Source organism: Variovorax sp. RO1 (genome assembly GCF_002849325.1).
GTDB lineage: Bacteria > Pseudomonadota > Gammaproteobacteria > Burkholderiales > Burkholderiaceae_C > Variovorax.
Genome location: NZ_PKMT01000005.1, coordinates 435,162 through 446,929 on the forward strand (window position 1 = coordinate 435,162; position 11,768 = coordinate 446,929).

An 11,768-nucleotide genomic window follows, 5' to 3' on the forward strand; every position below is an offset into this window, starting at 1 on the left:
TCAGTCTTCCTTGTCGGGCTCTCCCGGAACTATCGTTCTCATAGCGAAAACGCCCGCCGCACGGGGTGCGGCGAGCGTGGGGCGGACGGTCAGGCGCTCAGGCCATCGCCATGCCGGCACCGCCCCGGGTGCGGCGCAGCCCGGTCCATTGCAGCTCGGCCAGCACGACCACGCACAGCGCCTGCGCCAGCACCCAGGCCATGCCCAGCGCGGTGACCGCGAACACGCCGCTCACCAGCAGCGCCACGCAGGCCACGGCCCAGGCGAAGTTGCCGACGACCACGAGGCCGATCAGCGTGCGTGGCGGCGTGGCGCGGCTGGCCATGAAGGCGGCGGCGGCTGCGTAGGCCAGCAGGAACACGCCGGTGCCCATGAGCAGCCAGGCCGGCAGGCCGGTCAGGCTGGCAAGAACGTCGGTGAACGCCACCTGCAGCGCGCCGGTCGCGGCGCACGAAGCGGCATCGGCCCACATCACGTTCGACAGGAAGCGGGGGGAAGCGAAAACAGACATGTGAATCTCCTGGGTGGGTACGCTGCAGGCCAGTCCTGCTGCGTTGGGGTCGATGATTCCGCCGGGCGTGGATCGCGTCGATGACCTGGGAGGTCATGGCGCGGCGCCGCCGTCGCGCCAGAATGCGGCTCCATGAACACCCCCCGCACCCATTCGTCCAAGGCCGCCGCCGCCGGCCTTCCCGGCGCGCGTGATCCGTTCGGCGCCCATCTGCGGCACTGGCGCACCCACCGCCGCCTGAGCCAGCTCGACCTGGCGCAGGAGGCCGAGGTGTCGACCCGCCACCTGAGCTACGTGGAAACCGGCCGCGCCGCGCCCAGCCGCGAGATGGTGCTGCGCCTGGCCGAGCGCCTGGACGTGCCGCTGCGCGAGCGCAACGCGCTGCTGGTGGCCGCCGGCTTCGCGCCCATGTACCGCCAGCGCTCGCTCGACGACCCGGCCATGGCCTCGGCGCGCCGCGCCATCGACCTGGTGCTGAAGGGCCACGAGCCCTTCCCCGCGCTGGCCGTGGACCGGCACTGGAACCTGGTCGCGCACAACGCGCTGGTGCCGCTGCTCATGGAAGGCTGCGCGGCCGAGTTGCTCAAGCCGCCCATCAACGTGCTGCGGCTGAGCCTGCACCCCGACGGCGTGGCGCCGCGCATCGCGAACCTCGCGCAATGGCGCACGCACCTGCTCGAGCGGCTGCAACAGCAGATCGCCGCCACCGGCGACACCATGCTGCAGGCGCTGCACGACGAGCTGGAGGGCTACCCGCCGCCGGCCGTGAGCCACGACGCGCCGCTGCTCGACACCGCGCTGTCGGCGGTGGCCGTGCCGTTCCAGGTGGTCATGCCGAGTGGTGTGCTGAGCTTCATCAGCACCATCACGATCTTCGGCACGCCGGTGGACGTCACGTTGCAGGAACTCGCGGTGGAATCGTTCTTTCCGGCGGACGAGCAGACGGCGGCGGCACTGACGGCGCTGGCTGCTGCGCAGCAGGCGCGCGGTTGAGATCGGCGACGGTGCCGTCCGCATTGCGCGCCGGCCCGTCGAAGTCGTCGACCTGGATCACCTTGTCGGCCGCCTGCAGGTAGGCCAGCGCCAGCGCGGGGTCGCTGGCCGAGCGCGCCGCCTCGTCGAGCGAGCGCGTGCGGCGCAGCACCTTGTTGAGTGCGGCGGTTTCGTCGCCCAGCCGTGCACCGAGCGCCATCGCCTGCATCAGGTCGTGCAGGCCGCCCGGGCCGGGCTCTGCCAGATCGGGCACGAGGCGCGCGACCACGTCCGGGCGCGTACGCAGCAGCTCGGCCAGAGCCATCAGCTGCACGTCGCGCAACGGCGCCAGGTGCGCGGTGCGGCGCAGCACCAGCGCGCCGAGCAGGCGCCGCCCCGGTGTCGGCAGGTTGGCGTACAGGTCGCGCAGGATCTTGCCGGCCTCGTCCAGCTGCAGCCGGATCGCCGCCTGCGCAAACGGCAGCAGCTCGGGCGCCGCATCGACGCGGTAGCGCCAGACGCAGGCGCTCGCCAGGTACAGGTGGGCCAGCACGTCGCCCAGCCGCGCCGACAGCAACTCCATGCGCTTGAGCTTGCCGCCGAGCAGCCCCATGGCCAGGTCGGCGGTGAGCGCGTACTTGGCGCTCATGCGCGCGATGAGCCGCGCTTCGGCCGCCAGCGCTTCGGGCGGATCGCCGAGCACCGGCGCGCCGAACAGGCTGTGCCACAGGTTGACCGCCACGTGCTTGCCATGCGCGATGAGTGCCTGGCCCAGTGCCGTTTCGTCTTTCGCCTGCACCGCCGCCATTTCATCGAGCACGTGCGGATGGCAGCGCACCGCGCCTTGCCCGAACACGATGAGCGCGCGCGTGAGGATGTTCGCGCCCTCCACCGTGATCGCGATCGGCGCCTGCCGGTAGGCCACGCCGAGCAGGTTCGACGGGCCCGAGATGATCCCCTTGCCGCCGAGGATGTCCATGCCATGGTTGACCGCGCGCCGCCCGGCCTCGGTGAGCTGCACCTTGAGGATCGCGCTGGCCACGCTGGGCCGCTCGCCGTTGTCGAGCGCGGCGGCCGTGAAGCGCCGCGCGGCATCGGTCGCATACAGCTGCGCCGACATCTGCGCGACCAGCCCCGCCACCGCATGGAACTTGCCCACCGGCAGGCCGAACTGCTCGCGGATCTGGCCGTAGGCGTTGCTCACGTAGAGCGCGGTCTGCTGCATGGCTGAGCCCAGCGCGGGCAGCGAGATGGCGCGGCCCGCGGCCAGGCATTCCATCAGCATGCGCCAGCCCTGCCCCACCTGCGGCTCGCCGCCGATGACCCAGTCCATCGGCACGAACACCTGCCGGCCACGGATCGGGCCGTTCATGAAGGCGCTGTCCATCGGGCGATGGCGCCGGCCGATCTCCATGCCCTCGTGCGGCACGGGAATCAGCGCGCAGGTGATGCCGAGTTCGCGCTGGCCTTCGGGCCGGCTCTCGTCGACTGCATGGAACGCGAGGCCGACCACGGTGGCGACCGGCGCGAGCGTGATGTAGCGCTTGTCGAAGTCGACCAGGAAGCCGCGCGTGCGCCGGCCCTGGAACTCACGCTCGACCAGCACGCCGCGGTCAGGAATCGCGGCGGCGTCGGAGCCCGCGTAGGGCGAAGTCAGGCCGAAGCAGGGCAGTTCGCGGCCGTCGGCCAGGCGCGGCAGGTAGTGGTTTTTCTGAGCGTCGGTGCCGTAGCGCAGCAGCAGCTCGGCCGGCCCGAGCGAGTTGGGCACCATCACCGTCACGGCCGTGGCGACGTTGACGCTCGCGATGCGCGCCACCACCGAGGCATGCGCGAAGTGGCCGAAGCCCAGGCCGCCGAATGCCTCGGGAATGATCATTCCGAAGAAGCGCTTGTCGCGCAGGAAGCGCCACACCTCGGGCGGCAGGTCGCGCGCCTGGTCGATGGCGTGGTCGTCGAGCATGCGGCACAGCGCGGGCACCTCGTTCGACAAAAAGGCTTCTTCGCGCGCGCTGAGCTGGTTGGGGCCGGCGGCCGTCAGCGCGTCGAAATCGGGGCGCCCGGCAAAGAGCTGGCCTTCGAACCCGACCGTGCCGGCCTCGAGCGCGGCACGCTCGGTGTCGCCCAGCGGTGGCAGGGCTTTGGAGAAAGGCTGCATCGCCCATCGGCCGATCAGGGTCGCCAGTGGCATGGGGTCTCCTTGCGCCGCATCGGAGCGCGCGGCGTCCGTCCATTCTTGGACGGATGCGGCCCACGCCGCGGCCGGTCAAGGGCGTTCGCGCGTGTCGGAGATGGGCTCGCGCAAGCCCTTGAATCAGGCGGGATCAGCGCCGCTTGGGCGCCTGCCCGGCCGGCGCGGCGGCCGGCATCGGCGCATTCGGGTCGCGCCAGCCGTACTCGACGTAGCGGCGAATCACGAGGCAGCCCGGCGGCGAATCGATCAGCGAGACCGACGAGGTCGGCTCCTTGTCGTCGGTGTAGACCGTGTAGATCGGCAGCAGCGGCGTGCGCTTGTAGTTCTTCAGTTCCTGCTCGGCCACGCTGGCGCAGGTGAAGGGTGCGACCGAGATGCGCTCGGCCGCCACGGTGCAGGCACCGCTGTCGTCGGGAATCGCGGTGATCGACGCGGCCACGCCCGCGTTTGGGTACTGGATGCCGACCAGCGAGAACACCGGGCCGGCGTCGGGGCGCTTGCGGTCCCAGTCGAGCAGCACGTCGTGCGCGCGGCTGCCCTGCACGGTGAGCGAGGCCAGCCGCGTGATGGCGGGCAGGCAGCGCTGGATGCCGACGCTGGCGGCGGCGCGCGTGAGCGTGTCTTGCGGCGCCGCGGGCGGGGCCAGCACGCCTTGCGCGAGCGCGCTGCCGGCCGCGAGCACCCAGGCTGCGGCGGTGAATCGGGCAAAGACGTTCATCGGTGTCGTCCTCACGCGTAGAGGCTCTCGATGGCCGCAGAGTAGAGGCGCACGTTCTCCTCGCCTTCCGGGTCGAGCTTTGCGATGAGTGTGCGTGCGCGCTCGCGGTAAGCTGGCAGGTTGGCGTCGTGCTCGGCGAACGCGCGCCGCAGCGCCTGCCCGCCCTCCTCGCAGTCGAAGCCGTGGTAACGGTAGCCGCAGTCGCCGATCAGGTGCGAGTTGTGGATGAGCGGCCAGCCGCCGTACAGCGCCTCGTAGTAGAGGTAGTTCTGCGCGTTCTCCCAGTGGTGCGCAAAGACCGCGTCGATCGCGCCCGGCAGCACCTGATACAGCGGAAAGCGCCCTTCGAAAGTCGCCAGGCCGTGCCGCACGAGATCGAGGCTCTGGGCAAAGGCGACGAAGTTCGGCTTGTCCTTCAGGTGGAAGCTGTTGTAGACCCACATCTTCTCGATGAGGCGCGGCTGCGCGCGGTGCGCCGACTCGCAGCCCAGCATCGGGATGAAGCTGGTCTTCACCATGCAGATGTTGGGCTCGAAGATGGCCACGCGCCACCGGGTGCGCCCCGGCTCGTAGGCAAAGCGCTTGCCCTCGGCGCCGCGGGCCATGGCCTTCTCGACCACCATCGGGCTCCACAGGTGCGGCATGAGCTTGGTGGGCGCGCGGAAGGTGCTCGCGAAGTACGGCTTGCAGGAGGTTTCGTACTCGGGCAGCGTCCACACCTCGTCGTACGGCGCGCCGCTGACCAGCATGCCGTGCGGCTTGTTGAAGATCATCCGTTCGATGTCGATCACGTAGTCGTTGCCCACGCGCATCGACACGATTTTTCCGCCGCGCTCGCGAAACGCCACCGACCAGTCGCGCCCCAGCTGCGCACTCATCTCGATCATGAGGTCGAGCTCTTGCGCGGCGGTGGCCATGTCGATGATCGGCACCGGCGAATCGGCCAGGAAGTTGGTCGCGTCGGCCGGGCCGCCGTCGCCGCCGCCGGCCACCAGCACCGTGCGCTCGACGCAGGGCGAACGCAGCAGCAGCATCACGAGGAAGAGGCAGTTCTGGTAGACGCCGTTCTCCCACAGGCTCTGCTCGCCCTTGCGGATGAAGATGGAGACGCCGACTTTCAGCTTGGTGGGTGTGGCGGCCGCGCGCGGGCCTGCGGTGTGGTTCTGCACGTCGCTCATGCGGCCACCTTCGCGTTGCCGGCACGGAACGCCGGGTCGCCACCGACCAGGTTCAGCAACCGCTGCGCGTAGCCGTCGATGTTGGCGGGGTGCATCGGATCGATCGCGTCGAACACGCGCTGGCTGCGTGCGCGGTAGTCATCGAGTTGCGCGTCGTGGCCGCGCACGGCGGCGGCCAGCTGCTCTGCGCCGACGGCGATGTCGAAGTCGGGGTAGTAGTAGCCGGCGTCGCGCAGCCAGGGCGAGTTGTGCACCAGCGGGTAGTTGCCGTACAGCGCGTCGAGGTAGCTGTAGTTCTGGTCGTTCTGCCACTGGTGCGACACCACCGCGTCGGCGTGCTGCACCATGAAGCCCGCGAAGTCGTGCCGTCCGTGGAAGGTGGCCTTGTGCTGGCGCACGATGTCCAGCGAGTTCGCCAGGTAGAGCATCGTCGGATGGTCTTTCAGGTGCAGCGTGTTGAGCACGTGCATCGCCGCGACGTGCTCCGCGTTGGCGCGGTAGGCCTCGTCGCTGATCAGCATCGGGATGCTGCACGACTTCACCACCGAGATGTTCGGCTCGAAGATCGCCACCCGAAAACCCGGTTGCTCCGCCGTGCGCGGCTGGTAGCCGAAGCGGAAGCCCTGCGCCTGCACCTCGTCGACGCGCTGCGCCAGGAACTGCGGCGACCAGAGGTACGGCACCTCGTGCACCGGGCAGCGGTGCAGTGTGCGCATCATCGGCGCAAAGCCCGCGTCCTTGGGCAGCAGCCAGATCTCATCGCAGCGGTCGGTGGCGCCGAAGTGCCCCTTGTCGGCAAAGACGATCGGCTCGGCCAGCGCCACGAAGGGCTGCCCCACGCCGTGGAAGGCCACGCGCCCGCCGCACGCGCGGAAGTACGACAGCCACTGCAGGTCGAGTGCACCGGCCATTTCGATGACCACGTCGAGCGCGTCGGTCAGCTCGCGGGCATGGCCCAGCGTGAGCCCCATGCCCGACAGGTCGACCTGCGGCGGCATGGCGTGCTGGTCGCCCGCGTCGATGAGCGTGACGGATTCGACGAATTCGATGCGTTGCAGCAGCCGGGCCAGGAACAGGACGTTCTGTCCCATGCCGTTTTCCCAGATGTTCTGCCCCGCGTGGGAGAGGACTGAAATACCGATGCGCATGGCCGAAGTGTGTACCAAAAAACAAGGGCTCCCGCGCACTGGGCGCGGGAGCCACCGGGGCCGGGCGTCAGCCGGGTGGCTGCGCGTTCAGGGGCGGGCTCGGGTGCTTGTGGTTACTTCCACTTCCAGCCGATGCCCGCGTTGACGCCCCACTCCTTGCCGGTGGAGGTCAGGCCCGCACCCCAGGACATCTTGCCGTCGTCCGACAGGGCCTTGAAGGTCAGCGCCACGGCGCTGTAGCCCTGGTACGAGCCCAGGCCGACGCCGATCGTCTTCTCGCCCGGGTACAGCGTGGGCAGGTAGGTGCCCGACATCGCGAAGGCCATCGCCGTGCCCGAGTAGGCGATGCGCGCCACGTCGCCCACCTGCTTTTGCACCTGCTGCAACTGGCCCAGGTTGACCGCGTCGCCCGGCAGCACGCCCGGTGCCACGTTGCTGATGCGCGTGCCGCCCGCCGCTTCGCCCGCGCCCAGCGTGATCTGGTTGTAGTTCACCGACCCGTCGGGGTTGGTGGCGTACTGCACGGTGCCGGCCTTCGAGGCCGCCGAGGCCGCCTTCAGCTGCGCCACGTTGGTCGCGTCGCTGTCGGCCGTGCCGGCTGCCACGCCCGTGATCTGGCGGAACTGGCCACTCGCCGCGTCGCCCACCGACACCGCGCCCTGCGTGCTGGTCGTGGCCCGGATGGCCGCGGCCTGCTCTGCGTTCGCGCTGCCCGGCACGTAGCCGACCATGCCCGCCGCCGTCGAGGCCACCGAGTTCGCACCCAGCGCCACGCCGCCGGTCTGCTGCACCACCGCGCCGAAGCCGATGGCCGTGCCTTGCGAGATGTTCTGTGCCTTGCTCAGCGGCGTGCCGCCGGCATCGGCCCGGTCGCCCAGGGCCACACCGCCGCCGCCCGCGCGGGAGTTGGCGCCAATCGCCTGCGAGCCCGTGGCCAGCGCCCCCGTGCCGATGGCGATCGCGTTGGTGCCCGTGGCCTGCGCCCCGAAGCCCACCGCCACCGCGCCGTCGGCCGTGGCCTTCGCGCCGTTGCCGGCGGCGAAGGAGTTGGCGCCGCTGGCTTCGGTACGCGGCCCGATCGCCACCGCTTCCTGGCCGCTGGCAATGGAGTCGGTGTTGGTCGAGTTGGCGTGGAAGTACTTCGTGCCCTTGTCGTTGATCGTGTTGACCGTCGTGCTCAGGCTGCTGATGCTGCTCGTGGCCGTGCTCAGGCCGGTCGACGTCGAAGTCGACAGGCTGGAGATGCCGCTGGCCGCGCCGCCCACGCTGGTGGACAGGCTGTCCAGGTTGCTGTTGGTGGTGCTCAGGCCGGTGGACAGGCTGCTGACGTTGCTGTTGGTCGTGCTCAGGCCGGTCGACAGGCTGCTCACGTTGCTGTTCGTCGTGCTCAGGCCGGTCGACAGGCTGCCGACGTTGCTGTTGGTGGTGCTCAGGCCCGTCGACAGGCTGCTGACGTTGCTGTTGGTCGTGCTCAGGCCGGTCGACAGGCTGCTCACGTTGCTGTTCGTCGTGCTCAAGCCGGTGGACAAGCTGCCGACATTGCTGTTGGTCGTGCTCAGGCCGGTAGACAAGCTGCCGACGCTGCTGGTGACCGTGCTCAGGCCCGATGACAGGCTGCTCACGTTGCTGTTCGTCGTGCTCAGGCCGGTCGAGAGGCTCGAGATCCCGCTGGTGGCGGTGCTCAGGCCCGACGACAAGCTGCCGATGCCGCTGTTCACGGTGCTCAGGCCGCTCGACGTGGACGTCGACAAGCTGCTCACGTTGCTGTTCGTCGTGCTCAGGCCCGTCGACAGGCTGAAGATGCCGCTGGTGGCGGTGCTCAGGCCCGACGAGAACGAGGTCGAGAGGCTGCTGACGTTGCTGTTGGTCGAGCTCAGGCCGGTCGACAGGCTGTCGATGCTGCTGGTCGTGGTGCTCAAGCCCGACGAGGTCGAGGTGGAGAGGCTGTCGACGTTGCTGTTGGTGGTGCTCAGGCCGGTCGACAGGCTGCCGACATTGCTGTTGGTGGTGCTGAGACCAGTCGACAGGCTGGAGATGCCACTGGTTGCAGAGCTCAGACCGGTGGACAGGCTGCCCACGTTGCTGTTGGTGGTGCTCAGGCCCGTCGACAGACTAGAAATACCACTGGTCGCGGTGCTCAGGCCGGTCGACAGGCTGCCCACGTTGCTGTTGGTGGTGCTCAGGCCCGTCGACAGACTAGAAATACCACTGGTCGCGGTGCTCAGGCCGGTCGACAAGCTATCGATGCTGCTCGTGGTCGTGCTCAACCCGGTCGACGTAGACGTCGACAAGCTGCTCACATTGCTATTCGTCGTGCTGAGACCAGTCGACAAGCTGGAGATGCCACTGGTGGCAGAGCTCAGCCCCGTCGACAGGCTGCTCACGTTGCTGTTCGTGGTGCTCAAGCCGGTGGACAGGCTCGAGATACCGCTGGTCGCCGTGCTCAGGCCGGACGACGTGGACGTCGACAAGCTGCTGACGTTGCTATTCGTCGTGCTCAGGCCAGTCGACAGGCTGGAGATACCGCTAGTCGCAGTGCTCAGGCCGCTGGAAGTAGACGTCGACAAGCTGTCGATGCTGCTTGTGGCAGTGCTCAAGCCGGACGACGTCGACGTCGACAAGCTGCTCACATTGCTATTCGTCGTGCTGAGACCAGTCGACAAGCTGGAGATGCCACTGGTGGCAGAGCTCAGCCCCGTCGACAGGCTACCCACGTTGCTGTTCGTGGTGCTCAAGCCAGTGGACAGGCTCGAGATACCGCTGGTCGCCGTGCTCAGGCCGGACGACGTGGACGTCGACAAGCTGCTGACGTTGCTATTCGTCGTGCTCAGGCCAGTCGACAGGCTGGAGATACCGCTAGTCGCAGTGCTCAGGCCGCTGGAAGTGGACGTCGACAAGCTGTCGATGCTGCTTGTGGCAGTGCTCAAGCCGGACGACGTCGACGTCGACAAGCTGCTCACATTGCTATTCGTCGTGCTGAGACCAGTCGACAAGCTGGAGATGCCACTGGTGGCAGAGCTCAGCCCCGTCGACAGGCTACCCACGTTGCTGTTCGTGGTGCTCAAGCCGGTGGACAGGCTCGAGATACCGCTGGTCGCCGTGCTCAGGCCAGTCGACAGGCTGGAGATGCCGCTGGTTGCGGTGCTCAGACCACTCGAAGTAGACGTCGACAGACTGTCGATGCTGCTCGTGGCTGTGCTCAGACCCGACGACGTGGAAGTCGACAAGCTGCTCACGTTGCTGTTTGTGGTGCTCAGGCCCGTCGACAGGCTGGAGATACCGCTAGTCGCAGTGCTCAGGCCGCTGGAAGTAGACGTCGACAAGCTGTCGATGCTGCTCGTGGCTGTGCTCAGACCCGACGACGTGGAAGTCGACAAGCTGCTCACGTTGCTGTTTGTGGTACTCAAACCCGTGGACAGGCTGGAGATACCGCTCGTTGCGGTACTCAGGCCAGAGGACGTCGAGGTCGAGAGGCTGTCAATGCTGCTCGTGGCCGTGCTCAAGCCAGACGATGTCGAGGTCGACAGGCTGCTGACGTTGCTGTTTGTGGTGCTCAGGCCCGTGGACAAGCTGGAGATGCCACTGGTCGCTGTGCTGAGACCACTCGAAGTAGACGTCGACAAACTATCGATGCTGCTCGTGGCGGTGCTCAGACCTGACGACGTGGAAGTCGACAGACTGCTGACGTTGCTGTTCGTGGTGCTCAGTCCAGTCGACAGGCTGGAGATGCCGCTGGTTGCGGTGCTCAGACCACTGGAGGTAGACGTCGACAGACTGTCGATGCTGCTCGTAGCCGTACTCAGGCCAGACGACGTCGAAGTCGACAAGCTGCTCACGTTGCTGTTCGTCGTGCTCAGACCAGTCGACAGACTAGAGATGCCGCTGGTGGCGGTGCTCAAGCCCGACGACGTCGAGGTCGACAAGCTGCTGACGTTGCTGTTGGTGGTGCTCAAGCCAGTCGACAGACTGGAGATACCGCTAGTCGCAGTGCTCAGGCCGCTGGAAGTAGACGTCGACAGGCTGTCGATGCTGCTCGTTGCCGTGCTCAGACCCGACGACGTGGAAGTCGACAAGCTGTTGACGTTGCTGTTGGTGGTGCTCAGGCCAGTGGACAAGCTGGAGATGCCACTGGTGGCGGTGCTCAGCCCACTTGAAGTAGACGTCGACAAACTATCGATGCTGCTCGTGGCGGTGCTCAGACCTGACGACGTGGAAGTCGACAGACTGCTGACGTTGCTATTCGTGGTGCTCAGTCCAGTCGACAGACTAGAGATGCCGCTGGTGGCGGTGCTCAGACCACTCGAAGTAGACGTCGACAAGCTGTCGATGCTGCTCGTGGCCGTGCTCAGACCGGACGACGTGGACGTCGACAGGCTGCTCACGTTGCTGTTCGTGGTGCTCAAGCCCGTGGACAGACTCGAGATCCCACTGGTCGCAGTGCTCAGGCCACTCGATGTGGACGTCGACAAGCTATCGATGCTGCTCGTGGCTGTGCTCAGACCGCTCGAAGTAGACGTCGACAGACTGTCGATGCTGCTAGTAGCAGTGCTCAAGCCGCTCGACGTGGAGGTCGAGAGACTGCTGACGTTGCTGTTCGTCGTGCTCAAGCCAGTAGACAGGCTGGAGATTCCGCTGGTCGCCGTGCTCAGGCCACTCGAAGTGGACGTCGACAGGCTGTCGATGCTGCTCGTCGCCGTGCTCAAACCAGACGACGTAGAAGTCGAGAGACTGCTGACGTTACTGTTGGTCGTGCTCAAACCCGTGGACAGACTGGAGATGCCACTGGTCGCAGTGCTCAGACCGCTCGACGTAGACGTCGACAAACTGTCGATGCTGCTTGTGGCCGTGCTCAGACCGGACGAGGTCGATGTCGACAAGCTGCTGACGTTGCTGTTGGTCGTGCTCAGGCCGGTAGACAAGCTCGAGATACCGCTGGTCGCCGTGCTCAACCCACTCGATGTAGACGTCGACAGGCTGTCGATGCTGCTCGTGGCCGTGCTCAGACCCGACGACGTCGAGGTCGACAGGCTACTGACGTTGCTGTTCGTGG

General features: G+C 67.4%; 7 protein-coding genes and 1 pseudogene. 1 reads left to right on the forward strand and 7 read right to left on the reverse strand.

Features of this window, described 5'->3' with window-relative positions; all coding sequences use genetic code 11:
* Positions 1-97 precede the first annotated feature (97 nt).
* Positions 98-511, reverse strand: a complete 414-nt coding sequence (locus tag CY658_RS25060) for a hypothetical protein (protein WP_101492755.1) — start codon at positions 509-511, stop codon at positions 98-100.
* 132 nt (positions 512-643) lie between these two features.
* Here CY658_RS25060 and CY658_RS25065 point away from each other — a divergent pair, with 132 nt between their 5' ends.
* Entirely contained in the window at positions 644-1,504 is an 861-nt protein-coding gene (locus CY658_RS25065) for a helix-turn-helix domain-containing protein (RefSeq protein ID WP_101492756.1), read from the forward strand.
* Here CY658_RS25065 and CY658_RS25070 read toward each other — a convergent pair.
* From CY658_RS25070 to CY658_RS25090, 6 genes and pseudogenes are all read right to left on the reverse strand, one after another.
* A complete protein-coding gene (locus CY658_RS25070) occupies positions 1,404-3,671 on the reverse strand; it encodes an acyl-CoA dehydrogenase (RefSeq protein ID WP_101492757.1) in 2,268 nt (755 codons plus the stop codon). The two genes, CY658_RS25065 and CY658_RS25070, sit on opposite strands and share 101 nt — an antisense overlap.
* A gap of 133 nt (positions 3,672-3,804) precedes the next feature.
* Positions 3,805-4,392, reverse strand: coding sequence for a hypothetical protein (locus CY658_RS25075; protein WP_101492758.1), 588 nt, complete (start codon positions 4,390-4,392; stop codon positions 3,805-3,807).
* Positions 4,393-4,403: 11 nt separating this feature from the next.
* Complete coding sequence (locus CY658_RS25080) at positions 4,404-5,570, reverse strand: DUF2827 domain-containing protein (protein WP_101492759.1); 1,167 nt, start codon at positions 5,568-5,570, stop codon at positions 4,404-4,406.
* Positions 5,567-6,718, reverse strand: a complete 1,152-nt coding sequence (locus tag CY658_RS25085) for a DUF2827 domain-containing protein (RefSeq protein WP_101492760.1) — start codon at positions 6,716-6,718, stop codon at positions 5,567-5,569. The genes CY658_RS25080 and CY658_RS25085 overlap by 4 nt, the downstream gene beginning before the upstream one ends.
* Positions 6,719-6,831: 113 nt before the next feature.
* Positions 6,832-7,449: a YadA-like family protein gene (locus tag CY658_RS33225; protein ID WP_441351220.1), complete on the reverse strand. Its 618-nt coding sequence runs from the start codon at positions 7,447-7,449 to the stop codon at positions 6,832-6,834.
* Positions 7,450-7,992: 543 nt separating this feature from the next.
* Positions 7,993-11,100, reverse strand: a pseudogene (locus CY658_RS25090) (beta strand repeat-containing protein); the annotation flags it as partial.
* Positions 11,101-11,768: the final 668 nt, after the last annotated feature.

Coding starts and splice junctions, on each gene's coding strand:
- CY658_RS25060 (WP_101492755.1), bottom strand. CDS start 511: ATGTCTGTTTTCGCTTCCCCCCGCTTCCTGTCGAACGTGATGTGGGCC.
- CY658_RS25065 (WP_101492756.1), top strand. CDS start 644: ATGAACACCCCCCGCACCCATTCGTCCAAGGCCGCCGCCGCCGGCCTT.
- CY658_RS25070 (WP_101492757.1), bottom strand. CDS start 3,671: ATGCCACTGGCGACCCTGATCGGCCGATGGGCGATGCAGCCTTTCTCC.
- CY658_RS25075 (WP_101492758.1), bottom strand. CDS start 4,392: ATGAACGTCTTTGCCCGATTCACCGCCGCAGCCTGGGTGCTCGCGGCC.
- CY658_RS25080 (WP_101492759.1), bottom strand. CDS start 5,570: ATGAGCGACGTGCAGAACCACACCGCAGGCCCGCGCGCGGCCGCCACA.
- CY658_RS25085 (WP_101492760.1), bottom strand. CDS start 6,718: ATGCGCATCGGTATTTCAGTCCTCTCCCACGCGGGGCAGAACATCTGG.
- CY658_RS33225 (WP_441351220.1), bottom strand. CDS start 7,449: ATGGTCGGCTACGTGCCGGGCAGCGCGAACGCAGAGCAGGCCGCGGCC.